Annotated in this window: 34 protein-coding genes, 1 tRNA gene and 1 pseudogene; 20 read left to right on the top strand and 16 right to left on the bottom strand. The window is 65.9% G+C overall.

Features of this window, described 5'->3' with window-relative positions; all coding sequences use genetic code 11:
- Window positions 1-30 precede the first annotated feature (30 nt).
- The 3 genes from AAIO73_RS05465 (at window position 31) to AAIO73_RS05455 (ending at window position 1,510) form a co-directional block, all read left to right on the top strand.
- Window positions 31-747: a MobA/MobL family protein gene (locus AAIO73_RS05465; protein WP_345876730.1), complete on the top strand. Its 717-nt coding sequence runs from the start codon at window positions 31-33 to the stop codon at window positions 745-747.
- Window positions 748-924: 177 nt separating this feature from the next.
- On the top strand, window positions 925-1,188 hold the full coding sequence (locus tag AAIO73_RS05460) for a type II toxin-antitoxin system RelB/DinJ family antitoxin (RefSeq protein ID WP_272815364.1): 264 nt from the start codon (window positions 925-927) through the stop codon (window positions 1,186-1,188).
- Entirely contained in the window at window positions 1,181-1,510 is a 330-nt protein-coding gene (locus AAIO73_RS05455; RefSeq protein ID WP_345876729.1) for a type II toxin-antitoxin system YafQ family toxin, read from the top strand. Before AAIO73_RS05460 ends, AAIO73_RS05455 begins: the two co-directional genes overlap by 8 nt.
- A 5-nt stretch (window positions 1,511-1,515) precedes the next feature.
- Here the strand turns inward: AAIO73_RS05455 and AAIO73_RS05450 are convergent, their stop codons facing one another.
- Window positions 1,516-3,552 carry a hypothetical protein gene (locus tag AAIO73_RS05450; protein WP_345876728.1) on the bottom strand — a complete coding sequence of 679 codons (2,037 nt, stop codon included), beginning with the start codon at window positions 3,550-3,552 and terminating at the stop codon, window positions 1,516-1,518.
- 107 nt (window positions 3,553-3,659) lie between these two features.
- Window positions 3,660-3,736: transfer RNA gene (locus AAIO73_RS05445), tRNA-Pro, on the bottom strand.
- 163 nt (window positions 3,737-3,899) lie between these two features.
- On the opposite strand from AAIO73_RS05445, the gene AAIO73_RS05440 reads away from it, so the two are divergent.
- The gene (locus AAIO73_RS05440) at window positions 3,900-5,186 is read left to right on the top strand and encodes a tyrosine-type recombinase/integrase (RefSeq protein ID WP_345876727.1); all 1,287 of its coding nucleotides are present in this window, start codon (window positions 3,900-3,902) and stop codon (window positions 5,184-5,186) included.
- Here the strand turns inward: AAIO73_RS05440 and AAIO73_RS05435 are convergent.
- The 14 genes from AAIO73_RS05435 to AAIO73_RS05370 all read right to left on the bottom strand — a co-directional run bounded on the left by AAIO73_RS05435 (window position 5,140) and on the right by AAIO73_RS05370 (window position 10,773).
- Complete coding sequence (locus tag AAIO73_RS05435) at window positions 5,140-5,355, bottom strand: helix-turn-helix transcriptional regulator (protein WP_345876726.1); 216 nt, start codon at window positions 5,353-5,355, stop codon at window positions 5,140-5,142. The genes AAIO73_RS05440 and AAIO73_RS05435 overlap by 47 nt on opposite strands.
- Window positions 5,348-5,881, bottom strand: coding sequence for a hypothetical protein (locus AAIO73_RS05430; RefSeq protein WP_345876725.1), 534 nt, complete (start codon window positions 5,879-5,881; stop codon window positions 5,348-5,350). The genes AAIO73_RS05435 and AAIO73_RS05430 overlap by 8 nt, the downstream gene beginning before the upstream one ends.
- Entirely contained in the window at window positions 5,863-6,018 is a 156-nt protein-coding gene (locus AAIO73_RS05425; protein WP_345876724.1) for a hypothetical protein, read from the bottom strand. The genes AAIO73_RS05430 and AAIO73_RS05425 overlap by 19 nt, the downstream gene beginning before the upstream one ends.
- The gene (locus tag AAIO73_RS05420) at window positions 6,015-6,509 is read right to left on the bottom strand and encodes a DUF1643 domain-containing protein (protein ID WP_345876723.1); all 495 of its coding nucleotides are present in this window, start codon (window positions 6,507-6,509) and stop codon (window positions 6,015-6,017) included. Before AAIO73_RS05420 ends, AAIO73_RS05425 begins: the two co-directional genes overlap by 4 nt.
- A gap of 30 nt (window positions 6,510-6,539) precedes the next feature.
- Window positions 6,540-6,920, bottom strand: coding sequence for a thermonuclease family protein (locus AAIO73_RS05415; protein ID WP_345876722.1), 381 nt, complete (start codon window positions 6,918-6,920; stop codon window positions 6,540-6,542).
- Window positions 6,917-7,672 carry a hypothetical protein gene (locus tag AAIO73_RS05410; protein WP_345876721.1) on the bottom strand — a complete coding sequence of 252 codons (756 nt, stop codon included), beginning with the start codon at window positions 7,670-7,672 and terminating at the stop codon, window positions 6,917-6,919. Before AAIO73_RS05410 ends, AAIO73_RS05415 begins: the two co-directional genes overlap by 4 nt.
- Window positions 7,669-7,836 carry a hypothetical protein gene (locus AAIO73_RS05405; protein ID WP_345876720.1) on the bottom strand — a complete coding sequence of 56 codons (168 nt, stop codon included), beginning with the start codon at window positions 7,834-7,836 and terminating at the stop codon, window positions 7,669-7,671. Before AAIO73_RS05405 ends, AAIO73_RS05410 begins: the two co-directional genes overlap by 4 nt.
- A complete protein-coding gene (locus tag AAIO73_RS05400; RefSeq protein ID WP_345876719.1) occupies window positions 7,836-8,030 on the bottom strand; it encodes a conjugal transfer protein TraR in 195 nt (64 codons plus the stop codon). Before AAIO73_RS05400 ends, AAIO73_RS05405 begins: the two co-directional genes overlap by 1 nt.
- A complete protein-coding gene (locus AAIO73_RS05395; RefSeq protein ID WP_345876718.1) occupies window positions 8,023-8,757 on the bottom strand; it encodes a DUF1281 family ferredoxin-like fold protein in 735 nt (244 codons plus the stop codon). The genes AAIO73_RS05400 and AAIO73_RS05395 overlap by 8 nt, the downstream gene beginning before the upstream one ends.
- Window positions 8,757-8,990 carry a hypothetical protein gene (locus AAIO73_RS05390; RefSeq protein ID WP_345876717.1) on the bottom strand — a complete coding sequence of 78 codons (234 nt, stop codon included), beginning with the start codon at window positions 8,988-8,990 and terminating at the stop codon, window positions 8,757-8,759. The genes AAIO73_RS05395 and AAIO73_RS05390 overlap by 1 nt, the downstream gene beginning before the upstream one ends.
- Window positions 8,987-9,127: a hypothetical protein gene (locus AAIO73_RS05385; RefSeq protein ID WP_345876716.1), complete on the bottom strand. Its 141-nt coding sequence runs from the start codon at window positions 9,125-9,127 to the stop codon at window positions 8,987-8,989. Before AAIO73_RS05385 ends, AAIO73_RS05390 begins: the two co-directional genes overlap by 4 nt.
- On the bottom strand, window positions 9,124-9,582 hold the full coding sequence (locus AAIO73_RS05380) for a hypothetical protein (protein ID WP_345876715.1): 459 nt from the start codon (window positions 9,580-9,582) through the stop codon (window positions 9,124-9,126). The genes AAIO73_RS05385 and AAIO73_RS05380 overlap by 4 nt, the downstream gene beginning before the upstream one ends.
- A gap of 82 nt (window positions 9,583-9,664) precedes the next feature.
- Window positions 9,665-10,072: an HIRAN domain-containing protein gene (locus AAIO73_RS05375; RefSeq protein ID WP_345876714.1), complete on the bottom strand. Its 408-nt coding sequence runs from the start codon at window positions 10,070-10,072 to the stop codon at window positions 9,665-9,667.
- Between the two features lie 11 nt (window positions 10,073-10,083).
- Window positions 10,084-10,773 carry a S24 family peptidase gene (locus tag AAIO73_RS05370; protein WP_345876713.1) on the bottom strand — a complete coding sequence of 230 codons (690 nt, stop codon included), beginning with the start codon at window positions 10,771-10,773 and terminating at the stop codon, window positions 10,084-10,086.
- Window positions 10,774-10,860: 87 nt separating this feature from the next.
- Here AAIO73_RS05370 and AAIO73_RS20270 point away from each other — a divergent pair, with 87 nt between their 5' ends.
- The 16 genes and pseudogenes from AAIO73_RS20270 (at window position 10,861) to AAIO73_RS05300 (ending at window position 22,776) form a co-directional block, all read left to right on the top strand.
- Window positions 10,861-11,100, top strand: coding sequence for a transcriptional regulator (locus AAIO73_RS20270; protein ID WP_526023764.1), 240 nt, complete (start codon window positions 10,861-10,863; stop codon window positions 11,098-11,100).
- 222 nt (window positions 11,101-11,322) lie between these two features.
- Entirely contained in the window at window positions 11,323-11,748 is a 426-nt protein-coding gene (locus AAIO73_RS05365) for a hypothetical protein (RefSeq protein ID WP_345876712.1), read from the top strand.
- 40 nt (window positions 11,749-11,788) lie between these two features.
- Window positions 11,789-12,373 carry a hypothetical protein gene (locus AAIO73_RS05360; RefSeq protein ID WP_345876711.1) on the top strand — a complete coding sequence of 195 codons (585 nt, stop codon included), beginning with the start codon at window positions 11,789-11,791 and terminating at the stop codon, window positions 12,371-12,373.
- A complete protein-coding gene (locus AAIO73_RS05355) occupies window positions 12,373-13,407 on the top strand; it encodes a DNA-methyltransferase (RefSeq protein ID WP_345876710.1) in 1,035 nt (344 codons plus the stop codon). The genes AAIO73_RS05360 and AAIO73_RS05355 overlap by 1 nt, the downstream gene beginning before the upstream one ends.
- On the top strand, window positions 13,404-14,582 hold the full coding sequence (locus AAIO73_RS05350) for a DNA polymerase III subunit beta (protein WP_345876709.1): 1,179 nt from the start codon (window positions 13,404-13,406) through the stop codon (window positions 14,580-14,582). Before AAIO73_RS05355 ends, AAIO73_RS05350 begins: the two co-directional genes overlap by 4 nt.
- Complete coding sequence (locus tag AAIO73_RS05345) at window positions 14,579-14,902, top strand: hypothetical protein (protein ID WP_526023763.1); 324 nt, start codon at window positions 14,579-14,581, stop codon at window positions 14,900-14,902. Before AAIO73_RS05350 ends, AAIO73_RS05345 begins: the two co-directional genes overlap by 4 nt.
- Window positions 14,790-15,398 (top strand): annotated as a pseudogene (locus tag AAIO73_RS20265) (DNA cytosine methyltransferase); the annotation flags it as partial. The gene AAIO73_RS05345 and the pseudogene AAIO73_RS20265, both read left to right, overlap by 113 nt.
- A gap of 31 nt (window positions 15,399-15,429) precedes the next feature.
- Window positions 15,430-16,113, top strand: coding sequence for a hypothetical protein (locus AAIO73_RS05340; protein WP_345876707.1), 684 nt, complete (start codon window positions 15,430-15,432; stop codon window positions 16,111-16,113).
- A gap of 10 nt (window positions 16,114-16,123) precedes the next feature.
- Window positions 16,124-16,480, top strand: a complete 357-nt coding sequence (locus AAIO73_RS05335; RefSeq protein WP_345876706.1) for a DUF1064 domain-containing protein — start codon at window positions 16,124-16,126, stop codon at window positions 16,478-16,480.
- Between the two features lie 14 nt (window positions 16,481-16,494).
- On the top strand, window positions 16,495-17,457 hold the full coding sequence (locus tag AAIO73_RS05330; RefSeq protein WP_345876705.1) for a DUF1376 domain-containing protein: 963 nt from the start codon (window positions 16,495-16,497) through the stop codon (window positions 17,455-17,457).
- On the top strand, window positions 17,444-18,043 hold the full coding sequence (locus tag AAIO73_RS05325; RefSeq protein ID WP_345876704.1) for a hypothetical protein: 600 nt from the start codon (window positions 17,444-17,446) through the stop codon (window positions 18,041-18,043). The genes AAIO73_RS05330 and AAIO73_RS05325 overlap by 14 nt, the downstream gene beginning before the upstream one ends.
- Window positions 18,044-18,074: 31 nt before the next feature.
- Window positions 18,075-18,626, top strand: coding sequence for a transcription termination/antitermination protein NusG (gene nusG, locus AAIO73_RS05320; protein ID WP_345876703.1), 552 nt, complete (start codon window positions 18,075-18,077; stop codon window positions 18,624-18,626).
- Between the two features lie 99 nt (window positions 18,627-18,725).
- On the top strand, window positions 18,726-19,034 hold the full coding sequence (locus AAIO73_RS05315; RefSeq protein ID WP_345876702.1) for an HNH endonuclease: 309 nt from the start codon (window positions 18,726-18,728) through the stop codon (window positions 19,032-19,034).
- Window positions 19,019-19,261, top strand: a complete 243-nt coding sequence (locus tag AAIO73_RS05310; protein WP_345876701.1) for a hypothetical protein — start codon at window positions 19,019-19,021, stop codon at window positions 19,259-19,261. The genes AAIO73_RS05315 and AAIO73_RS05310 overlap by 16 nt, the downstream gene beginning before the upstream one ends.
- 178 nt (window positions 19,262-19,439) lie before the next feature.
- Complete coding sequence (locus AAIO73_RS05305; RefSeq protein ID WP_345876700.1) at window positions 19,440-19,838, top strand: hypothetical protein; 399 nt, start codon at window positions 19,440-19,442, stop codon at window positions 19,836-19,838.
- A 196-nt stretch (window positions 19,839-20,034) separates the two neighbouring features.
- Window positions 20,035-22,776, top strand: a complete 2,742-nt coding sequence (locus tag AAIO73_RS05300; RefSeq protein ID WP_345876699.1) for a terminase TerL endonuclease subunit — start codon at window positions 20,035-20,037, stop codon at window positions 22,774-22,776.
- Window position 22,777 lies beyond the last annotated feature (1 nt).

Here is a 22,777-nt window from a genome sequence, read left to right as displayed (position 1 = left end):
GGGCGGCGTCGTCGTTTCTAGGAGACGCCCATGTTCATAACCAAGGCTGAACTTGCCGACGCCCGTCGTGCCCTCCTCTCAGCTCCGCCCCGCAATCGCCGGCCTGCCGACGCGATCGACTTCAAGATTCGGCCAATCTCCGAGGACTGGCGGCTGGTTCACCGCATGCCGAGCTACAAGACAGCGACGTGCAACGCGGCCTACATCTGGCGAGACTCGAACGTCGACGACCGCTTTGGTCCGATGCCTGCCGCGTTCGCGGAACGACGGTGTGAGCTCCGCGGCGCTGGCCTGCTGTTGCCGGCCAACGCTCCGCTATGGGCGACCGAGGGCTATCGGATCTGGCAGGATGCCGACGAGGCGGCATTCGCAACCGGCGATCCGACCGCCGTCAGCGCCTGGCACGTCATGGCGCAGATTCCGGAAAGCGTATCGCCGTCACATTGGCACTGGATGTTCAGGGGTTTCCTTGAGCGTGAATTGTCCAGCAAAGGCGCCGCCGTCGCCTGGGCAATCCATGCGCTCGAGGGAACTGGTGGCGAATGGCTCGTTTCGCCGCATGGCCACGCGATCGTCACGGCACGGCGCTGGAAGACAGGCGTCAGAAAGGGCGAGCGTCATCCGGCCTGGATCGCGTCCTCGGAACAGCAGCGGCGACTTGGTGTGGCTTGGCGAAGGCGGTGCGCCACGACCCGTCTGATGGCGCAGGCGGGCTTTCGCTGGTCGACGCTGCCGATCCTGTCCTAGCAGCGAGACCCAGTGACCCGGCAGTCGGCTGGGTTCGGGCATAGCCGGCCGCTGGATGCGGATGGGCGGAAGGCAGGGCCGGCCGATTGGAAGGCAGTAGCCCACCGCGGCATACATAGAACCTTGACCAAGATGGCCTTGGTTCTATGTATCTCATTTGAGATACAGGAGTCGACGGTGGCCTCTACCATGCTTCACGTCCGGCTGGACGAAGACATCAAGACCAAGGGCAATGCAGCGCTCGCCGCGATGGGCCTGTCGGCGGCGGATGCGGTGCGGCTTCTCTATCACCGCATCGTTGCCGATCAGGCGCTCCCGCTCGAACTGAAGGTACCCAACGCCGCCACCCGGCAAGCGATGCTCGAAGCGGATGCCATCATTGCCTCGCGTGCGGACCGGTTCGAGAATGGCGAGGCGATGATCGGCACGTTGGATGGCTAAGGGCGCTCGGACCAAGCGCGCCTCTCATCCCCGTGCCTGCGACTATACGAAGGCGTTCAGCAAGGATTGGGCGCGCCTGTCCGGTTCGGGCCGGTATGACATGAACCGGCTGAAGGCCGTCATGCTCCTGCTCATCGCCAACGACGCGCCGCTGGGGCCGGAGTGGAAGGATCACCCGCTTAAGGGCGAATGGTCTTCGCACCGCGAATGCCATGTCGGCGGGGACTTTCTGCTCATCTACAAAACAGACGACGGTGCCGGTAAGGGCGGCACCATCATCTTCGTCAGGGCTGGAACGCACGCCGACCTGTTCGGCGAGTAACGGTCTTATCGATCGCCACCGTCTCCGGTCCGTGACACCCCGGCATCGCTGCGACGCTTGCGCGTGATGCCGGAACCGACCCGCGAACGCTTTTCGAGCGGCAGCAGCCGTATCGGATGCGGCTCGATGTTGCCGGTAATTGTCGGGACGTAGCGTTCGATGAAGTCGCGCCGCTCCGGGAGGACGACATCGAGTCCTTCCGTCGCCATGCGCTTCGAATAGTGCTTGCCATTCGTCCCTTCACGGGCATGGCCCATGACGTCCGCGCGCATCAACGCATTGACGCCATCGACCTCGTAGAAGCTCGACCCGAGCGCGCGGATCGAATGGATGTCCGGCCCCTTGCCGGCGGGGTTCATGGGCAGTGGTAGCCGCTCGGCGATGTAATCGACCATATGCTGCCAGGCGCGTTCGTAGAAATGCGCGCCGCCGCGCTTCTCCTCGTTGACGTAGAGTTCGGGAAAAAGCGCGACATGCCCCTCGGCCCGGATCGCATCGACATAGTCGAGAAAGCCGAGCCGGATCAGTTCTGCATGAATCGGCAGCTTGCGGTTGCGCGCACCGCGCTTTTCTCCTGCCATTTCGCCGTCGCGACCACGGGTCAGATTATCGCGAATGTGGAAGTGTGGGACGGCGTGGTCCGTGACGACATCGGCGACCTCAAGCCCTGCGGTCTCCTCGCGGCAACTATGGTGGTAGAACCAGAGCAGTGGCAGGAAATACGCGGCGTCGTGCCAGACCTGCCGGTCGCGTCCAGCGTCGCGCAGGCGTTTCAGCGCGCCACCGCCGCCGGTGTAGAGCGGAGAGGCGAAGAGATGTTCGAGGTGCGCCGTGGTCCACGGCGGGCGGGTGTCGATATTGGGATCGACCTTGATCGCGATGCGCCCGGCACTGAAATCCATCACCGTCGTGCCCGGCAGGCGCGGCTTCCATGACGTGGTAGCCAGGTGCCTGGCAACGGTTGCCATGGTCGACAGGTCGCGGTTGATGGTCTTGGGATTGCGCCGATCGGCGGGAGCAACCGGCGGCAGCTCGGCGAGGACGTCCGCGAACGGGCGCGACATGGCACCCTCGGTCAGCGAGCCATAATAGAAGCGGGCAGGCAGTTTCTGCATGCCCTTCTTGAACGTCGCCGCATCGAGGTGATTGTAGGCGCCGAGCGGTTTGTCCCCGGTGATCCAGGCGAATGTTTCCATGATGCGGCGCTGCTGCCGCAAGTCTCCCTTCCAGATACCGTCTGTTTTCAGGTCGGTCAGTATGTCGTCGATCGCGGCACTGAACGGACGCGGGTCATAGACCTGAAACTGGCTGTCGATCGGCGGCGTGATCGGGACGACCACCGGCTCGGTGATTGCTACCGGCTTCGGCAGTGTGGCTGGGGGACCAAGATCTGCCATCAGCGCGGCGATGGGGTCGGCCGCGTCCATGATGTCGTCGTCGAATACGCGCTGGACCCGGGTGCAAGCACTTGCCGCGGCGCGGATCAGGTGCGTCCGGGCGACGGCGATGGTGTCCGCGTGAATCGGCGCGCCGATCGCGTCGAGCCGCTTTGCGACCACAGCGTCAGTCAGCAGATCGCGAATCTGCTGCGCATAGTCCTCGATTGCCGGGACGTCGGCACCAAGTCCGCGCGCCACCAGTTCGGCCCGGTCTTGGTCCGTCAGCCCGAGATGACGGTCGGGGCGGCGGATAATCCGATAGGCCTCGGCTTCCTGCGCGGCGACCTCGGGCACGGACGACGACCAGGACGCATTTTCATACGCACTGTGGACATAAGAGGTGAGCTCGGCTTCGAGCGCATTGCGGAACAGCGCCTCGATCTCGGGTCCGGTGAGGCGTCTTCCGTCTTCCAGCATTGCATCCACGCTCGATTTAACCCGGACGAAGCGCGCCGACAGGATCGCCGCGCGGGTGCGCGCGACCTTCGGATCGGCGGTGCCCAGCGCGAGCGGTACCGGTTTCGAGATAAGATTTCGGTAATGAACGCGACGCTGGAACACATAGCGGCCGTTCGTTCGACGGGTATGGGGGATATGGGCCAAGGGCCTTTGCCTTTCGGCGTGTCCTACCATCGTGTAGTCGGTCCGTGTTACAGACCACGATAGCAAGCCACGCAAAATGGCGAAAATCCGTCGCTTTCGCGATAAAGTGGTCGGGGAGACAGGATTCGAACCTGCGACATCCTGCTCCCAAAGCAGGCGCGCTACCAGACTGCGCCACTCCCCGACGAAGGGTTGCGCCTAGGCCGGTATCGGCCGCGACGCAAGCATTTGGTGGGCCCGGCACCTATCGAATTCAATCCAATCCACCGCAGAAATGCGTGACTGGAACGAATAGAGAACGTACAGATACCCCCAAGAATACCCCCAAGAGTGCGAGGATACCTACCGTGCCGTTGACCGCAGCCCAGGCCCGTAGCGCCGCACCGACGGAAAAGGCCTACAAGCTGGCGGACGGCGGCGGCCTGTACCTTTGGGTGTCGCCGACCGGCGCGAAGTCGTGGCGGATGAAGTACCGGTACGGCGGCAAGGAGAAGGTGCTGACGTTCGGCCTCTACGGCGACGTGTCGCTCGCCGAAGCGCGGGAGATGCGCGAGGCGGCCAAGCGCACGCTGCGCGCGAACAAGGATCCGGCAATCGAGGCGCGGCTGGAAAAGCACCGCGCGGTCGCGGCGGCTGGCAGCACGTTCGAGGCTTCCGCCCGCGCGTGGCACGCTGACGAACAGGCGCGCTGGTCGGCCGGGCAGTCCACGCTTGTGGTGCGAGCGCTCGAGCGCGACGTCTTTCCCGAGATCGGGAAGCTGCCTATTGCCGAGATCGACGGGCCGACCGTGCTGCGCATGCTCCGAAAGGTTGAACGCCGCGGCGCGATCGAGACCGCCAAGCGCATCCGTGGCTATGTCTCGGCCGTGTTCGTGCGCGCGAAGGGCGAGCATCTGGTGACGAGCAACCCGGCCGCCGAGATCGGCCGCGCGCTCAAGCCGACGCCGCGCGGCGCGAAACAGCCCGCGATCACCGATCTGCCCGGCCTGCTCGAACTGCAGTTGGCGGTCGAGCGCTCAACGGCCGGCCTGCTGGTCAAGCATGCCAGTCGCTTGCTGGCGCTGACCGGCGTGCGCGTCGGCGTTCTGCGCACCGCTCTGTGGTCCGAGTTCAGCGGGATCGATTGGGAAGCACCCGACGCCCCTGCCCCCGATGCGACCTGGCGAATACCTGCGGAGCGAATGAAGCTCGACGTCGAAGCGAAGGACGACGAGGCGTTCGACCACGACGTGCCGTTGCCGCCCCAGGCGGTCGCTGTTCTACATGCGCTGCGCCCGCTGTCCGGGCGGCTGGCGTTGCTCTTCCCGAGCGCGAAGGCAACCCGCCTGCCGATGTCGGACGCCGCGATCTCTACGGCATATAAGCGGCTGGGCTATAAGGGTCGACATGTGCCGCACGGCTGGCGCGCGGCGTTCTCGACGATCATGAACGAGTGGACGATCGAGCACGGGCGCGAGGGGGACCGGCTGATGGTCGATCTGATGCTGGCGCACCGGCCGGCTGGCATGTCTGGCAGCGAATTCGCCTATAACCGGGCGAAATATTCGAAACGGCGACGCGAGCTTGCCGCGATTTGGGCGGACATGATTACGGACGGTCTCCCGCCCCCTCGCCTTCCGTCACGCGAAAGTTGACCGGGTCGGCCACGAACCGCGCGACCTCGGATTCGTACCAGCCGACGCGCCGGCCACCGAGCGGCACCTTGCGCGGGAACGTTCCGGCGTCGACGCGACGATAAATCGTCGCGGTCGACAAGCTGGTGCGGCGGCGGACGTCGCCGATGCTCATGATGGCTTCACCCATCGCTTTTTTCCTTTCTCTCGGTCGGCTTCGTGCCGTAACTCATGTCGATGGCGAGCCCCATCGACCGGCCCATCGCGGCGAACACGACAGCGGTATGACTGGGCGGCGTCCGGTCTGTTCGGTGCGGATCGGCCGCCCACGCGGCATCCAGATGCCGGAACTGCGCCCGCGCCCGCTTGGCGTAATCGTACCGGGGCCGCAGCCATTGCCGCTCCCGCGCCAGCCATGCCGGATCGGGCATGCCGTGCTTCGCCACCAGCCGGTCGCGCGTCGTGAACGCCGCCTCGGCAACCGAGTGGTCCTCGTCTGGATCGTCGATCGCCAGCGAGCAAAGGGCAATCAGCGACCGACCGTGGGTGCGGCTGGCATATGCGTTGAGGCCGTCCAGCCCCGGATAGTCGACGACACCCTGGCAATAGCAGTCGGGCGGCTGGTGTCCGAGGCACCAGGTGCAAGCATCACCGTCAGCGCCGCGCGGTCGGGCCGTTCCGCGGTTGAGCGCAGCGGTCATCTGGCGATCGGCCATTTCGTCGTTCCTTCGAGCCGGTACAGCAACGTGTCGACGCCGGCGACGGTCATGCTGACGCGAGCCGCCGCGTCCGCCTTGGGCAGCCCCTTGCCGGATAGGGCGCGCAGCTGGGCGAGGCGCTCCATCGGCTTCATGCGCTCGGCGCCGTCCAGCGCGAGAGTGGCAGGGAATACGCAAGCGTCAGGGGATGTTTCGGATGCCCGCACTTCGCGACAGGGCCGATCCATAGCGGCTGGTGGCCCAAGCTGGTAGCCATGCGCGCCACGTGCATCCAGCGGTGACGGACGCCCGGCGGCTGCTTCGTCACCGGACCCCACGCGAAGACCACCCGATCTGCCTCGCCGAAAATGATATTCAGGTGCCCGTCGTTCAGCGGACCTATCGGATCGGCAGCGTTCGCCAATTCACGAACATCCGTCGCGCGATAGGCGAACAGGTTGCCGACCAGCAATCGGCCCCACTCGTTGCGATCACCGAACCCGCGAAGCTTGCGGATCGTGTGGTCGTCGGCCGAGCCGTCGGCGGTTGACGGGTTGACCATGATTACGCCCGTGACCCCGCCGCCCTGACACAGCCGTTCGAGCCGATAACGGTACAGGCCACAATCGGAGATAACCGCGCGCATGCTGGGTATTCCCTTCCAATCATCGGGGCGTCAGACGCAGCCGCCCATGCGATAGCGCCGCCAATACCGGTCCCAGCGCACGGCCGCGCCAGCGGCGATCGTCGCGCAGCTGAGCGAGCGCCCGTCCGGCAGCGTGCAGCGGGCGACGACGCGGCTGTAGCTACGGTCGACCGGCTGGCAGCGCATGACCTTGCGGAGCGTCAGGCGCTCGACGATCCGGCGGCTGGCGCGCGCCTTGACGTCCGAGCAGGTATAGCCCGGCCGGCGGGCGCGGCATGGCGCGGCGCTTGCGAAGTCGGGGCTCTGGACGCCGGCGATGCGGACCTTTGGCCCCTCGCGGCACCATAGCGGGCCGTCGCCGTCGTGGACGCGCACGACAGTGCAGGTGAAGGCGGGCGGCTGGTCGATCATGCGCCACCTTCCGGTGCCGGGATAACCTTGCAATCGCCAATGAAGTCCAGCGACGCGCCCGTCAGGCTGCATTCCTCGGCGAACCATTCCGCGACTGCCGCATCGAGCCGACGCTGCAGCCCGTCTGTGCTGCCATCGCCTTCCCAGCCATCCTCACCCCAGCATTCGTCCTCGCTGATGCGCTCAATCACCTCTTCCGCACCAGCAATGTCGGTCAGACGAGGCGTCAGGCTCTTTGCTTGCTGGATATAGATCGGTCGGCCTTCGGCCTCCGGCAGAGCCTTGTCCAAGGTTTCGCTATAGGTCGCAGCACCGCGATGCCACCATTCGGCGTCCTCACTGAACGCGTAGAACCATGCGGCCGGGTTACTGGCCTGCGACGTCGCCGGCACCGCAATGGGCAGCGGCGAATGCTTGGGCTTCGCTGCCTGCTTCGCGCGGATCGCCTCGACCTTGGTCCATATGCGGGCCAATTCGGTCTCGGCACTGTCGTGCATATCGAGATCATTGGCGAGGCAAAGCGCGGCGAGCGTCACCATCACGCCGCCGACTTCCTGCGGCGGATCGCCGACCTCGCGGCCGAACACATAATCGACCAGCTGATGAGCCTCGCTCGCCGAGCAGCCGCACGCCTGCACCAGTTCCAGTGCTTCCTCGAGGAAGCGATGATTCCGCTCCTCCCGATCGCCAGCGATCATCTCGCCGAAGCAGGCGAGCAGCCATGGGCGAACGCGTTCCTGAAAGGTCGTCATTTCTGTATCTCCCCTGCGTCCCATTTCTCGACCGCCAGCGCGAACGGCGGCAGCGTGCGTGTCCGTACCATGATGCAGCCCGGCTCGTCGGTGGCGCCGCGCGCACGGCGGACCAGCAGACAGTGGCCGGGCGCGACCTCTACGCGGCGGTGCTGGACGGGCATCAGACCCGCCTCACCCGGCGCGGCTCGGCGTCGCGGCACGGCGCGCACCAGCCATTGACGAGGCGCGGGCTATCGTCGCCGCAGCGCTGGCATTCGCCCGGTTCGCCGACCGGCACCGGCTGGCGCGCGGCGGCGAGGCTGCGTTCGAGGTGCTGCTGTTCGAGGATCGCGGCGAAGTCTCCGGTGTCAGCCATCGACGTCATCCTCGTCGTCGTCCTGCGGCGGCTCTTCACCGTAGACCAGACGGTATAGATCGTCGGTGGCCTTGCCCTCAGCGAACGGTGCCGATCCCGGGGGCCCGTTGAACCACCCCTGTCCGGCGAAGCACCATCCCTCGTCGAACGTGGCGCATTCGAACGACAGTGTCGGGTACTGCGCGATGAGCGCTTCGAAAATCGGAGTCGGGAAGCTCCACGCCGTTTCGAACCGAAAGGCGAACGGTTCGCTGCCTGTCTCAGCGTACCGGAAAGCGCCCCACTTCGTACCCCAATTGGCGATCGCCCAAGGATACCAGCTTGCGTACCCGCTATCGAGCAACGCTCGGATGCGTGCCTTGCCCTGCTCTTCCCAATCCGGGTACTTCTTCAGGAAGGCGGTCGCGACATCGGCGATGGGCGCGTCAGCCGGCAGGCCCGCTTCCTGACGAATCCAATCGATGCGCGCTTGATACAGTCCAAGTCGATCATAGGGCGCGCCTCGCGATCCGCGAGCGGCGATCAGGGCCATGCCTTCCTCCGCCGCCGTGCTCTCGCTAGCCGCTGAAACCGAACCCGGCATCGGAATAATGGCATTGAAGTCGAACAGCGTGCCGCCCGCGTCCGAATGGTCGGCTGGGGCCGTCCGGAATACGGCCGCCTTCAAACGAGCGACATCGTCCGCCGGCCCATGCACCCGGCAAGTGGAGGTTACGTAGTTCGGCATCAGAGCATCCCTCTCGCCCACGACAGCGCGATGTGGCCGGCAAAGTAGGCGACGGCGAACGCGCCGAACGGCACCAGCGCGCGTTCAAGCCGCTGATCGATCCACATACCGACCGCGACCAGCGCGTCGCCGCGCCCGCGATCGCCGCGCGCAGGTTGCGCCGGGGCGGCGTCAACGGTGACGGTGGCGGCGCGCGCCATGGCGCCGCTGACGCGAACCGTGCGCGCGGTCACGACAGCACCGCCTTGCTGATGCAGTCGAACGCGTACCAAATCAGCGATACCGTCGCGAGAATGGCGACGATGACCACCACGGTCAGGGCGATGTCGAGCAGCGCTTCGCTCGCGCCGTTGGGGAGCCGCCGCATCATGCCCGCCGCCTCCGCGCGTCGAACTCGCGCGAGGCGTGCTCTGCCGCTTCCCGCTCGCTGGTCGCCGCGTCGAGCTCCATCTGCGCCGCGTCGAGCGCAGTTTTCGCCGTCGCCTCGCGAGCCATCGCCTGCTGCACCCGGTCGGCATAGACCCGTTCGGTAGCGTAGCGCGGGTGTCGGACGCGGCGGGCTTGGGCGTCGATATCGGCCTGGACGGCGATCAGTAGCGACTGCTCGGTCCAGCCGCCGCCGATCCGTTCGGCGCGAGCGCGGAACAGGTCCATATCAGCCGCGATCTGCGCCTCGTGCGCTTTGCGGCGCTTGTCGTCGGCCGGAAGCGATATCGCGCGGCCGCTCAGATCGCGAATGCGGGCAGCGACGCTGCGGAAATCTCGGATTGCCTGCGTGACGTCGGGGTCGACATCACCGGCTTGAATGATGGGTTCGTGCAACACGTTGCGCTCCACCGGCCGGGGTGGCCGTTGAAGCTGGCCTACAAATCTCTTGTAGGTATGTCAACAGTAGTTTTGTAGACGTTCAATAGTCGAAGTCGTCGGGCGGCTCAGGATCGGGCCAGAATCCGTCGTCGTCGTACTCACGGACCTCGTCCTTTTCGCTATCGGCGGATTGTGGAGGGAGCGTCGGGACGGCACCATCCAATCCTACGCGGAGCATCGCGCCCCAAGGTGTCTCGGTTTGGAAAATTGCGGCGACCTCCTTCCCCTGCGCGAGCATGCCTCCAATCCAAGGTGCTCGCTCAGCGGTCAGATAGCCGATTTGGAAACCGCGGGCAGTGTAGACGGCGACTGCATAGGGATCGACCGGGTTCTTCGGTTCACGCCGGAGTTCAATAGGATCACCGGGGTTGGCGAATATGATCTCCGATCGCCGGTTCGTGCCGTTCGCGTTCAAATGGGCGGCGCCGACAACATGCAGGCTCAGCACGCGCCCAGGCATCAGCGCATCGTCCGCGCTATCCAGACGACCTTTCCAACGATCGTTACCTCTGCCGGGTCGGCCTCTTCGGGTGGTACGCTTGGGTTGTCCGAAAGGATAAGTATGCGATCCCTTCCTTCTCGGCGCACGCGACGCAGCCGCTTGATGTATCCGCTGCCAGCGTATTCGATTGCCCAGATAAGATCGCCGAGCGTGGCCCGTGTCTCGGTCGTATCGATTAAAACAACGTCGTCCCGCTGCAGCGTTGGTTCCATGCTATCGCCGTGTCCGGTCGCAAGGAAAAGCCGATCAGCCGGCGCGCGGCTAACCATCTGCAAAAAGTTGAGATTGAACGGTATCAGCCGGGACGAGGGATAGTCATCGATTACCGCGCCATCACCCATTGCGTAGCGAATGTCGACCTGCCGAACATACGCCAGTTCGTCCCGTGCTTCGACCTCACCCTGGTGCGGCGCCTCTCCCTCTTGGAAGGCCATCTCGACGTAACGTATCCAATCCGGCAGCTTTTTGACCTTTCCCGGCTGCTCAAAGCCCGAAACGGACTGTTGCGTCAGCTTAATGGTGGCGCGCTCGCGTTGCGCAATCGCTCGCGCGACGTCTGCCAGCTTTGTGGTGGACCAGCCTCGTTTCGCTCGTTCGCGCTTCTGCCATTCGGCGGCCTCGGCGGGGTCTATCGGGTAGGTTTCCATAGTAGACCGCTCTACAAAAATACTGCGATTACGGGTTCTACAAAAGTCCTGTTGTAAACCTACAATTTTGCTGTATGTCCTCGTGGTATGAGCAGCGAGACAGTCAGCGCGCATCATCAAGCGCTCCGGGATGCGGTTGCAATAGCCGGCGGCAACCAATCAAGGTTTGCCGCCGACATCGGCACATCCCAACAGCTCGTTTCGTACTGGCTTCGTAAGGGCAGAGCCCTACCGGCAGAGTACGTTCTGAAGGCCGAAGCGGCTGGATACGGCTCCCGCCACGATTTGCGCTCCGATCTGTACCCCCGCGAGCAGGTTGCTGCATGACCGCCTGCAACCGCTGCGGCGCGAGCGCCTGGCACCCCGAGGTGCGCAGCTGCCTCAACACCAATTGTGAGCTTCGCGGGCATAATGCCCCGAAGGCGGGCGCGACGGCCCCTGGCGCTTCCCACTTGTCGCCAGCAGCCCCCCACGTCGTCGCGCCCGTTCCCGCCAATGATCTGCCCCCTGTTCATATGCAGGGTGGTACCAAAACCGAGGTGCGTCATCATGTCCGCTGATAGTCGTTTCGGGTGCGATATCGCCGAGCGGCAGACCGCGATGTTCGCGATGTTCGTCGGCGACGGGCTGTTCACCAGCCGTGCGGCGCTGTCGCGGGCGAGCGGCATCCCGACCAGCACGCTCAAGAGCTACGCCGCCGGCGCGGCCATGCCGTTCCACACGGTGCTGGCGCTGGCGAAGTTCCTGCCGCGCGAGGCGATCAACATGCTGTCCGAGCCGGCTGGCATGCGGCTGGTCGATGTGCAGCACACGGACGCCTGCTGGGACGAGGCCGCCGCGCTAACCGCCGGACTGGTCGCCGAGATCTGCGTCGCCCGGTCGGACGGCGTCATCAACCATGTCGAGCGCGCGTCCCTTCGGGCGCGAGCGCGCACCGTAACCGCCGTGCTGAGCGATCTCACGGAAGAAGACTGAGGCTCTAACCGCCAGCCGCCGCTGGCCGAAGGATACGACCATGACCGCCACGAATGGCGCGGGCGCGGCTGGGGCCGTTTCCGCGAGCGAACAGTCGCGCGCTGCCGCGAGGGGCACCTGCCCTTGCGGCGTGACGCTGGGAATCAAGAACCAGCACGGCCTTTGCCGTGCGTGCCGCTGCCGCGCGCTGAGCGCTGACCCGGACGTCGTCGCTCGCCGGTCGCGGGCGGCGCTGGCGACGTACCAAGCCGACGCGACCGTCCGCGCGAGGCACAAGGCCGCGACGCGGGCGGCTATCGCGAAGCGGCTGGAAGACCCGGCGGCAATGGAGCGCCTGCGCGAGAATGGGCGCAAGCACGGGGCGCCGAACTTCCCCTTGGCGAACACACCCGAAGCGCGCGGCCGCGCCGCTGCTGCGACCCGCGCACGACACCTCGGCTGGTGTCCGCCCGAATATTACGGGCTGAACGCCAGCCTCAAGGCGAAGGGCTACGGTCTCGCCGAGCGCAAGGCGATCATCCTTGCCGACGTTCCGGGCACCCCCGAGCACGCGCGTCGCGCCATCGCCAACCACCAGGACGCGCAGCGCATCCGCGCCGAGCGCGAGAAAGCGCAGGCATACTGATGCCCGTCTCGATCCTCATCGGCGACGTGTTCGATCGGCTGGCGGAACTGCCGGCGGACTCGATTGATTGCTGCGTCACCTCCCCGCCCTATTGGGGCCTGCGCGACTATGGCGTGGCCGGGCAGATCGGGCTCGAGCCGACGCTCGCCGAGCATCTCGACGTCATGGTCCGCGTGTTCGACGCAGTGCGCCGGGTGCTCAAGCCCGAGGGCACGCTCTGGCTCAACTATGGCGACTGCTACGCGACCAAGCCCAATGGGCGCAGCGCGGCGGACACGAAGGCGGCGGGCAACGACGACCGCACGTTCCGCGACAAGCCGTTCAGCACGATCGGCGGCAGCCTGAAGCCGAAGGATCTGTGCATGATCCCGAACCGGCTGGCGATCGCGCTGCAGGATGCCGGCTGGTGGGTCCGGTCGGAGATCGTCTGGGGCAAGCCGAACCCAATGCCCGACAGCAGCGGCCGGTATCGGCCGTCGAGCGCGCACGAGAAGATCTTCCTGCTGACGAAGTCTGCTAAGAGTCATTACGATGCGGCTGCGGTTCGCATGCCCGCCGAACGCGACGTGACCGGGACGAAGGGCGGCGGCGACCTCCATATCGGGAGCAATCGGAAGTCGCTCGGCGCGGGACAGGGCGACGTCGTCGCTCGGAACGACAGCACCCAGCCTGCCGGCCGCCTCCTCCGCAATTGGGAGCCCGACCTCTCGCCGATCGTGCCGCCCGAGGTGTGGTCGATCGCGACCGCGCCGTTCAGCGAAGCGCACTTCGCCACCTTCCCGCCCGCGCTGGTCGCGCCGTGCCTGCTCGCCGGCTGCCCGGTCGGCGGGACCGTGATCGACCCGTTCGGCGGCGCGGGCACGACCGGGCTGGTCGCCGACCGGATGCAACGCAGCGCGGTACTGATCGAACTGAACCCAGAATATGCGGTGATCGCGCAGCGCCGCCTCGCCGCCGACCGCGGCGACATGCTCGGCATCATGGAAGCCGAGCAGCCGCTTCCCCTCCCCCTCCCCACAGGAGTTGCAGCATGAACGTCGTCGCTTCGACGGCCGACTTCCGTCGCGCCGTAAACATCGCCACTCGCGTCACCGAGCGGCGAAACACAATCCCCATTATCGGCGGCGTTCGCTGTCACGCGAACGGGTCGCTCGAAGTGGTCGGTACCGACCTCGACATTCTGTTGGCGGTGAAGGTCCCGCGCCAGCCGGGCCCGGACGTGTCGTTCGCCTTGCTCAATCCGCGCGAGGTTGTGCATGCCGTGCACGCCGCCGGTAGTAACGATGTCGCAATCGCGCCGCGTGACGGGATGGTCGACATCGTATCGGGCGCTCTCTCGGTGTCGTCGGCCACCCTGCCGGCGGACGAGTTCCCAATGTCGCTGGACCGCGACGTCGTGCAGTCCTTCGGTGCTACCCTATCGACGGAGCACCTGACCGAGATCGGGCGGGTTGTTGGCGCGATGTCCGACGAGGCGACCCGCTATTACCTCAACGGTCTGCACTTTGCTTCGATCGGCGAAAACCGAGTTCGTGTCACCGCCACCAACGGGCACCAGCTCTATTTCGTCGAACTAGTCGTGCCGGACGCGCAGGGGGCGCTACCCGACGGTGGCGTCATCATCCCGCGCAAGGCTGTCGGCCTGTTGCTCGCCCTTGGCAAGGATGCGCTTGACGGCATTCGCCTATCGGTCGGGCATGCGCCGCCCACGAATGACGTCTCTAGCACCGCCCCGCCCAGGTCTGGCGCTCCCATGGTATCCGCCTCCCTTTCGATGCCGGGCGCCGAGGTGCGGTTGGTGGTGCGGGCCATCGACGGCACGTTCCCTGACTGCCAGCGCGTCGTCCCAGCCGCCAGCGATCGCCAGGCTTTGCTGCCATCCCCAGACCTAGGTCGGGCCCTGCGCGCCATATCCGGCGGCGCGAAAAGCTATCGCGCGGTGCGAATGGATTTCACGAAGCCGGATGTCGTGAACCTGTCGGCGTCGCACGTATCGCTGAACCTGTCGGCCAGTATCGACGTTGCCTGCAATCACGATATGCGCGGGCTCGTTATCGGCTTTAACGGCGGGTATCTCGCGTCGATCGTCGCCGCGGCTGGCGGCGGGGAAGTCCTGCTCGACGCTACCGATCCGTCGGCGCCGGCGATCGTGCGCAACCCGGCCGATACGGCGTGGACCGGCGTACTCATGCCGATGCGCCTGCCGTGAGAGCCGTTCGTGAAAAAACGAACAGCAGCACGGTTCAAGCCGCCGTGCCGCAAGAGGCCGCACCCGTTCGTGAAAAGACGAACGCGCCGACGATCGGCACGATCGCGGCGCGCATGGTTCTGCTCGAGCGGGCGGCTGGCCACCTGAAGCAGCAGCCGCTGGCGGATGCGATGGATATGAAACTGCGCACGCTTCAGAGCAAGCTCGATGCGACGCGCGGCATCACCAATGCCGACCTTCAGCGAGCGGCAGATGCCGTCGACCAGCGGGCGAGCGAACTGGCCGCGCTGGCGAACCAGATGCGCGAGGCGGCGCAGTGACATGGCTTTTCGTACCATCAGTGTCTGCGCCGGCGTCGGAGGGCTCGACCTCGGCGTCCGAATTGCCCGACCCGACGCGCGCTGTGTCGCTTTCGTGGAGAGGGAAGCTTCAGCAGCCGCAAGCTTGGTCGCGAGCATGGAAGCGGGGCGGCTTCATCCGGCTGCTGTCTGGTCTGACCTGCGAACCTTCGATGCTGGCGCATGGCGCGGCGCAGTGGATTGCGTCCTGTCGGGCGACCCCTGCCAAGGGAACAGCGTCGCCGGAAAGCGGCTGGGCGCTGCCGACGACCGATGGCTGCTCGACCGCGCGATCGAGGTGTTCGACGAAAGCGGGGCTGCTGTGTTCTTCCGCGAGAACGTCGTCGGGAACCTCACAGGACAGATCGCCGCCGCCGTCCCGGCATTGGAGCGGTTGGGCTGCCGCGTTGCGTGCGGAATTTTCAGCGCGGCCGAGGCCGGAGCAAGTCACCGCCGTGAGCGGTTCTTCCTCTTGGCCTACCGCGAAGGTGGCGTCGGGCGGGTACGAATTGGATGCTCGGCGGGATCCCCCGGTCGTCACGCCGACGCTTGCCGGTGCGGCGGAGCAATGGCGGACACCGGCGGTCGCGGACCCGGGCATTACGCTGGATCGGTTGCATACGGTCGACGGGAGCGACTGGACGCCGGGCCAGCGTGCATACGACGCGGAGACGGGTCGCATGGCTCAGACCGGCCTGACGCAACAAGCCGAGCAGTGGTCAACGCCTCGAGCATCGGATGGCGAGAAGGGCGGGCCGAATATGGCATTCGGGGCGGGCGGAACGCCCTTGCCGTCGCAGGCGGCACGCTGGCCATCGCCGATGGCGAGGGACCACAAGGGCGGCGGGGATGCGACGGTCCGATCGGACGGCAAGACCCGGATGGACATGCTGGATTGGCGGGCGGAGGCTTGGCAGCCGCTGGACGCCTGCGACCCTTCGCGCCCGGACCAGCCGACCCCCTCTGGCTCGACATCGTCCGAGACGCGCCGTCGCTTGAACCCGCTGTTTGTCGAGTGGCTCATGGGGTGGCCGGAAGGATTGAGCGGCTTCGACACTGCGGCAATGGGGTCGTGCCACTCGCCGCAGCCCTCGCATGGGTGCGGCTGCATGGACTGCTGGCTGACCAAGCAGCGGGCGATGCTGTCCGATTTGCTGACGATCGATCCGCCCGCGCAGGGACTGCTGTTGTGAGTGCGGCGGCATGAAGCGGCTTGGCGGCCACAAATACGGCGCCAAGGCGGCGCTCTGCGGCTTCTGCACGAAGCCGCATCCGTCGCGCCGCGAGGCGAAGCGGTGCGCCGACCTGCATATCCTTCAGCGTGCGGGCGAGATTGACGAGCTCGAGGTCGGTCCGCGCTTCTTCTTTGAGATCAACGGCCGACCGCTCGTCCACGATAACGGCCGGCGGGCGGTCTATACGCCCGACTGGCGCTACCGGCGCGTCAAGGACAACCGTGCGGTGGTCGAAGACGCCAAGGGCATGCGCGTGCGCGACTGGCCGCTGCGCAAGGCGCTGTTCCGCGCCTGCTATCCCGACATCGAGGTCATAGAATCATGAGCCCCCCGCCCCCCATGGTCGCGCCCGAAGCGGACCTTCAGGACTTCCCGTTCATGCCGCTGCACGTCGCGCGGCTGCGCGACAGCGACCTTGCCGCCGAGGGCGACCCTGAGGGCTGCTGGTACGCGGTGCTGCTGTGGGCGGCGGCGTGGCACCAGCTACCAGCCGGGTCGCTGCCCGATAACGATGCGGTGCTCACGAAGCTGTGCGGCCTCGGGCGCGACACCCGGACATGGCGCAAGCACCGGACCGACGCGTTGCGCGGGTTCGTTGCCTGCGCCGACGGCCGCCTCTATCACCCGGTCGTCGCCGAGCAGGCCAATGCCGCCTGGGAAAGCAAGCTGCGCCAGCGGCACCGCACCGAATGCGCCCGGATCAAGCAGCGCGCGGTGCGCGGCGGTCCGGCTGAGGCGAAGCGGACGTTTGCCGAATGGGTGGCGGATGAGCACCCGTCGTCTGTTCCCTATCTGTCTCTGAGTGGTGACGATGCTGTCACCCGTGACAATACCAGCGTGTCACCAGTGACAGGCGAAAATGTCACTGGTGACAACGCATCCAAGAGACAGGGACAGGGAGAGGGACAGAGAGACTCTAGTTCGGAAGCTGACGCTTCCGGCGCCGGCGCGTCGCCGCCAGCCGGAAACGTCGTCCGCTTTGCCGCCGCCCAGCCCATGCCCGATCCGGTCAAGGTGATGTTCGACAGCGGCATCGCCCTCCTCACTGCCGCCGCGATGCCCGAGGCGAAGGCCCGCCAAGTGCTCGGCAAGTGGCGGCAGGCCCACGGCCCCGAGACGGTCATCGCCGCCCTCGGTACCGCACAGCGCGAAGGCGCGATCGACCCCGTCAGTTTCATCGAAGGAGTGCTCCGCAATGGCCAACGACATCGCCACGACCGACCGAGCGGACCGGTGGAAGCGCGCCGCCAATCTCGCATGCAGCGCGGTGTGGAATCCGGACCGGGTGATGGCGGACTGTGACGCGACCGATCTGGCGGAGGTCGAGCGCATCCTGAGGCGCTCGCCCCGGCCGCTGGCGGAAACCGAGCCGGACGGGCGGTCGCGCAGCGAGCCGGACCTAGCCGGCAAGTTCACGACCGCGCTCGGCGACGGGCTGGCGCTGCTGTACCTGAAGCTATCGCCCAACGGCAGCGCCGACCAGTCGGGCGCGTGGGTGCGCGCGATGCAGGCCAGCCTGGACGATCTGGCCGGGGAGGTCGTGGTGCGCGCGACGAAAGCGGCGCTGCGGCGGCCGATGCGGTTTCACAACGAGGTCGACGGCGTGATCCGTGAAGAAGCTGCGAAGATCATGGCGTCGCGCGTCATGGCCGCCACCCGCATCGCCAAGCTGCGCGACAGCCTCGTTGCCCTGCCCGCACCAGCCGGTGAGGACGACCAGACCGGCCCGGTGGCGCTGTCGCTGGCTACGATCGCGGCCATACCCGATGCGCTGTGCCGTATCGGCGTGGCCCACGGGTGGCTGACGCCGGAGCAGATCAGCGAGGCGCGCGGCACGGTGGTCGACGGTGACCGTTCCGCCTATGTTCCAGACGAGAAGGCAGCGTAAAATGGTTCGGGGGATCGAGAGGCTGGGCGACATGGACGATCGGTGGTGTATCCTGCGGACCGGTGGCGCACGCACGCTGCCACTTGCGACCGCGCTGACGGCGGCGGGGTTCGATGCCTGGACGCCGACCAAGATGGTCAAGCGTCGAGTGTGCCGGACGCGCAAGGCGAAGGAAGCGCAACCGGCCGCCATCATGCCCACGTTCGTCTTCGTTCGAGCCCGCCATCTCCCGGACCTCCTCCGCATCCTTTGCCTTCCGAGCAATCCTTACCCGTCGTTCTCCTTGTTCCGGTACCTGGGCGATGTGGTGCGTGTGCGCGATAGCGAGGTAGAGCGCCTGCGGGTCGTCGAACGCCGCGCCCTCCCCCGCGCCCAGCGCCGGACCTATCAGCCCGGTGCAGCCGTCCGCCTGGCGGAGGGACCGTATGCCGGCATGCCCGGCGTCGTTCAGTCGAGTAACGGACGCAGGACGATGATCGCGTTTGGCGGATGGATGACGATCGAAATAGAGACTTCCACCCTGCCCCCAGATGCGGTAGAACAAATGCAGCCCACCACGGGCGCCGCCGCCTTAGCGGCTTGATGCGGGTCAGCGTCGGTTGCTCTTACGAGTGGATCGCCTCCGCGCCACTAGGCGAAGCCCGACGCTTCGCCAGTTGTGCGACGCATTGGTATCAACGGCATGACCTCACGGAAACCTTGGCACCACGGCGGCAAGAGCCGGCACGAGCGCGGATATGGCACGGCATGGGACAAGCTGCGCAAGCAGGTGCTCACCGAAGAGCCGACGTGTCGTGTCTGCTTGGTCGAGCGCGGCGTCGTTACGGCGGCAACGCAGGTCGACCACATGAAGGCGAAGGCGGACGGCGGCACCGACGATCGATCGAACCTTCGCCCCCTGTGTCGCCCCTGTCACGACCGCAAGAGCGCGGCTGACCGCGGGCACCGCAGCCGCACCGAAATAGGAGCCGACGGATGGCCGATCGCATGATCCCGACGCGGGTGTCGGTCGACGATAAGGACTTCGACCCGTCGCTGATCCCGCTCATCGTCAAGCTGGACGGTGTCGAGATCGATAAGGTCGTTGCCTACGATATGGACGCTGGCACGGTTCGGCACTGCCTCACGGACGAGCGCGGACAGCTGGTGGTCGACCCCGTCGCCGACGAGATCGTGACCGTCACGTCGCACGGGGTCGTGACGGTCGATCGCGGCTGACTGCGCGGCCCCCAGGGGGGGGTGTCGAGAAGTTCAGGAGCCGTCGCGCCTAGGACCGACACGGGTCCGAAATTCGCGCGTTTGCACATTGATGTTCTGAGAATGGCCAATCTGCAACGGGCGGGGCGGCGTTTCCGTTCGTGAAAAAGCGAACGGCGTGGATTGATTGGAGGCCGCCATGGCGACGCGCGGCGCCAAGCCGAAGCCCGTCGCGCTGCGGCTGGTCGACGGTACGCACAATGTCACCCGGCACGGGAGCGCAGCGAAGGCCAAGGAAGCGACGGAAACCGTCGTCGCCAGCTTCGGAAAGCTGCAGCGCCCCAAGGGCATGAAGGGCGAGGCGCTCGCTGCATGGAAACGCTACATCGAGCCGGCCGACTGGCTGGACGGATCGCGCGAGCCAGCCGCTATCGCGTTCTGCGAACTGTGGCAGGAGTTTCGCTTTGCGCCGGTCGTGTTCCCCGCCTCCAAGCACGGGCAGCTGCGCGCGTATATGAGCGAGCTCGGACTGACCGATGAGCGCAACCGCGCGGCCGGCGGCGACGAGAAAAAGAAAGACGAGTTCTTCGACGACTAAGGGTCCGAAGCTGCCGACCGATCGCGGGACGCAGTGGGCGGTCAAGGTCGTCGCGGGTAAGGTCGTGGCCGGTCCGCATATCCGCAACGCCTGTCGCCGCCATCTCGACGACCTGCGGCTGGGGCATGAGCGCGGGCTGACCTACTCGATCGAAAAGGTCGAGCGGGTCTGCCGGTTCTATGAGCAGAAGCTGCGGTTGAACGGCGGGCAATTCGAGGGTCGCCCGTTCCTGCTGCACCCCAGCCAGGCGTTCAAGCTGGGCAACATCTTCGGCTGGCTGCGCGCCGATGGCACTAGAAGGTTTCGGCGGGCGTATATAGAAGAAGGGAAAGGGAACGGTAAAGCTCTGTCTCTCGACACCATCATCCCGACGCCGGAAGGCTGGAAACTGATGCGCGACTTGCGCGCCGGGGATCGGGTGTTCGATGAAAACGGGAAGCCATGCAACGTTACTGGCGCAACAGAGGTCATGCAAAATCATGACTGCTATCTGTTGCGGTTTTCGGACGGCGCTGAGGTTGTTGCCGATGCAGATCACCTGTGGGTTACATCGGCGCTACGGACAGGCGGCGCAAAAGGGCCAAAACGAGCCGATGCACCGCGCAAGGGTAAGCCGGCGATCCGCACCACATCTGAGATCGCGCGAACGCTAACGGTCCCGGCCAGCGGCTCAAAGCACCCGCAGGCCAAGTGGAACCACCGTGTCGCTATCGCAGGGCCTTTGACGTTACCGGACGTCGATTTGCCGATCCCGCCGTACACCTTCGGTGCTTGGCTGGGTGACGGCAACAGTGCCGATGCTCGGTTGACCGTGGCGTATGCTGATTGGGCCGTGGTCGAGGCGATCAAAGCGGAGGGTGTCGAGGTTCAAGAGCGTGCCAAGCATTCAGGCACGACAGCGCGCGTAATCCTTGGTTCGAACGGTCGTTCGCAGGCTGCCCGTAACGGTTCAATGCAGGCACGGCTCAGGACGTTGGGCGTTCTAGGACGCAAGCACATTCCGGACATCTACCTTTGGGCCGGGGAAAGCCAGCGCATGGCGCTGTTGCAAGGCCTGATGGATACGGACGGCACGATCGCGACAGGTGGTCAGTCAGAATTGACGCTCTGTTGCGAGCGGCTTGCCGCCGATGCGATAAAGCTCATCAGGTCGCTTGGCTTCAAGCCGACGATGACGGCCTCGCCTTCGGTACTCAACGGCAGGCAGGTCGGCACCCGCTATCGTATTCAGTTCTGGGCCTATGCGAACCGCCCAATCTTCAAGATGCCGCGAAAGGCCGCACGACAGAGGCAAGAGCCAAAAACTAGGTCGCTGTCACGCGGGCGGATGATCGTGGCCTGTGACCCGGTGCCGTCCGTGCCCGTGCGCTGCATAAGCGTAGATAGCCCCTCCCGCATGTATCTGGCGGGCGAGCATCTTGTGCCGACACATAACAGCCCGTTCATCGGCGGCGTCGGCCTATACGGTATGATGGCGGATGGCGAACCCGGCGCGGAGATATACGCCGTCGCGGCGCATCGCGATCAGGCGAAGATCCTGTTCAATGACGCCGTCAGCATGGTCGAGCAGTCGCCCGATCTGAAATCGCGCATCACGATGAGCGGAGGGCCGGGCCGGCGGTACAACATGGCGTGGCTGAAAACCTCGTCGTTCTTCAAACCGCTCAGTCGTTCGGCTGGCAAATCGGGGTCGGGTCTGCGCCCGCACTTCGGCCTCGCCGACGAGATGCACGAGCATCCGAACCGCGACGCGGTTGAGATGATCGAACGCGGCTTCAAGTTTCGCCGCCAGCCCCTGCTGGCGATGATTACGAACAGCGGCACCGACCGCAACAGCATCTGCTGGGAGGAGCACGAACACGCGGTGCGCGTGGCGGCGGGCAACCCAGACGCCAAGGACGACGATCCGGCCTATCTGGGCGTCCCGATCGACGACACGACATTCTCTTTCGTTTGCTCGCTCGACCCTGGCGATGACCCGCTGAACGATCGGTCGTGCTGGGCGAAGGCGAACCCGCTGCTCGGCGTGACGATCACCGAGGACTATCTGGCGGACGTCGTCGCCCAGGCGAAGGCGATCCCCGGCAAACTGAACGGCATTCTGAGGCTCCACTTCTGCGTCTGGACCGACGCCGAGGCGGCATGGATGACGCGGGCGGTGCTCGAACCCTGCCTCGCCGACTTCGACCCGGCGATCCACCATGGCAAGAGGGTGTCCCAGGGGCTCGACCTATCGCAAAGCCGCGACATCACTGCCAAGGCGTGCGTCGTCGAGACCGGCAGCGTGCCGGTGACCGTAATCGTGGAGGGCGAGCCGGTCGTCGTCGAAAAACCGACGTACGATGCGTGGATCGAGGCATGGACGCCCGGTGACACGCTCGCAGCGCGGGCGGCGCGGGACAAAGCGCCGTACGAGGTATGGGTCAGGGAGGGGCATCTTCAGGCACCGCCCGGCCAGAGCATCCGGTTCGATCACGTCGCGCAGTCGCTCGCCGATGACGATCGGGACTTCGACATCGGCATGGTCGGGTATGACCGGTACGCGTTCCGCCGGTTCGAGGAAGAGGTTCACCAGCTGGGGTTGGCGATCAATTTCGTCGAACACCCGCAGGGCGGCACCAAGAAGGGCAAGCCGACGCCCGCGATGATCGCGGCGGCAAAGGCGGAAGGGAAAGAGCCCGAGGGGCTGTGGATGCCCGGATCGCTCCGCGCGCTCGAAGAGGCGATGCTTGAGCGCCGTATCAGGCTCAAGACCAACCCGGTGCTGATCTCCGCCATCATGTCGGCGGTGACCGATCAGGACCGTTGGGAGAACCGCTGGCTCGCGAAAGAGCGCGCCGCGAACAAGATCGACGCCGCTGTCGCATTGGTGATGGCGCTGGGCGTGGCGATGGCGCCGCAAACCCCCGCATTCGACCCGATGGCGATGATCGGCTGAC

This window comes from Sphingomonas epibiotica, from assembly GCF_039615155.1.
Lineage (GTDB): Bacteria > Pseudomonadota > Alphaproteobacteria > Sphingomonadales > Sphingomonadaceae > Sphingomonas.
The sequence above is the reverse complement of the archived record's forward strand: the minus strand, read 5'-3'. Positions and strand labels throughout refer to the sequence as shown.

Bases quoted from the DNA above. Each gene is read 5' to 3' on its own strand.
- AAIO73_RS05465 (WP_345876730.1), top strand. From the start codon at position 31: ATGTTCATAACCAAGGCTGAACTTGCCGACGCCCGTCGTGCCCTCCTC.
- AAIO73_RS05455 (WP_345876729.1), top strand. From the start codon at position 1,181: ATGGCTAAGGGCGCTCGGACCAAGCGCGCCTCTCATCCCCGTGCCTGC.
- AAIO73_RS05435 (WP_345876726.1), bottom strand. From the start codon at position 5,355: ATGGGTGAAGCCATCATGAGCATCGGCGACGTCCGCCGCCGCACCAGC.
- AAIO73_RS05430 (WP_345876725.1), bottom strand. From the start codon at position 5,881: ATGGCCGATCGCCAGATGACCGCTGCGCTCAACCGCGGAACGGCCCGA.
- AAIO73_RS05425 (WP_345876724.1), bottom strand. From the start codon at position 6,018: ATGAAGCCGATGGAGCGCCTCGCCCAGCTGCGCGCCCTATCCGGCAAG.
- AAIO73_RS05420 (WP_345876723.1), bottom strand. From the start codon at position 6,509: ATGCGCGCGGTTATCTCCGATTGTGGCCTGTACCGTTATCGGCTCGAA.
- AAIO73_RS05415 (WP_345876722.1), bottom strand. From the start codon at position 6,920: ATGATCGACCAGCCGCCCGCCTTCACCTGCACTGTCGTGCGCGTCCAC.
- AAIO73_RS05410 (WP_345876721.1), bottom strand. From the start codon at position 7,672: ATGACGACCTTTCAGGAACGCGTTCGCCCATGGCTGCTCGCCTGCTTC.
- AAIO73_RS05405 (WP_345876720.1), bottom strand. From the start codon at position 7,836: ATGCCCGTCCAGCACCGCCGCGTAGAGGTCGCGCCCGGCCACTGTCTG.
- AAIO73_RS05400 (WP_345876719.1), bottom strand. From the start codon at position 8,030: ATGGCTGACACCGGAGACTTCGCCGCGATCCTCGAACAGCAGCACCTC.
- AAIO73_RS05395 (WP_345876718.1), bottom strand. From the start codon at position 8,757: ATGCCGAACTACGTAACCTCCACTTGCCGGGTGCATGGGCCGGCGGAC.
- AAIO73_RS05385 (WP_345876716.1), bottom strand. From the start codon at position 9,127: ATGATGCGGCGGCTCCCCAACGGCGCGAGCGAAGCGCTGCTCGACATC.
- AAIO73_RS05370 (WP_345876713.1), bottom strand. From the start codon at position 10,773: ATGGAAACCTACCCGATAGACCCCGCCGAGGCCGCCGAATGGCAGAAG.
- AAIO73_RS20270 (WP_526023764.1), top strand. From the start codon at position 10,861: ATGAGCAGCGAGACAGTCAGCGCGCATCATCAAGCGCTCCGGGATGCG.
- AAIO73_RS05365 (WP_345876712.1), top strand. From the start codon at position 11,323: ATGTCCGCTGATAGTCGTTTCGGGTGCGATATCGCCGAGCGGCAGACC.
- AAIO73_RS05360 (WP_345876711.1), top strand. From the start codon at position 11,789: ATGACCGCCACGAATGGCGCGGGCGCGGCTGGGGCCGTTTCCGCGAGC.
- AAIO73_RS05355 (WP_345876710.1), top strand. From the start codon at position 12,373: ATGCCCGTCTCGATCCTCATCGGCGACGTGTTCGATCGGCTGGCGGAA.
- AAIO73_RS05350 (WP_345876709.1), top strand. From the start codon at position 13,404: ATGAACGTCGTCGCTTCGACGGCCGACTTCCGTCGCGCCGTAAACATC.
- AAIO73_RS05335 (WP_345876706.1), top strand. From the start codon at position 16,124: ATGAAGCGGCTTGGCGGCCACAAATACGGCGCCAAGGCGGCGCTCTGC.
- AAIO73_RS05330 (WP_345876705.1), top strand. From the start codon at position 16,495: ATGGTCGCGCCCGAAGCGGACCTTCAGGACTTCCCGTTCATGCCGCTG.
- AAIO73_RS05325 (WP_345876704.1), top strand. From the start codon at position 17,444: ATGGCGGACTGTGACGCGACCGATCTGGCGGAGGTCGAGCGCATCCTG.
- nusG (WP_345876703.1), top strand. From the start codon at position 18,075: ATGGACGATCGGTGGTGTATCCTGCGGACCGGTGGCGCACGCACGCTG.
- AAIO73_RS05315 (WP_345876702.1), top strand. From the start codon at position 18,726: ATGACCTCACGGAAACCTTGGCACCACGGCGGCAAGAGCCGGCACGAG.
- AAIO73_RS05310 (WP_345876701.1), top strand. From the start codon at position 19,019: ATGGCCGATCGCATGATCCCGACGCGGGTGTCGGTCGACGATAAGGAC.
- AAIO73_RS05305 (WP_345876700.1), top strand. From the start codon at position 19,440: ATGGCGACGCGCGGCGCCAAGCCGAAGCCCGTCGCGCTGCGGCTGGTC.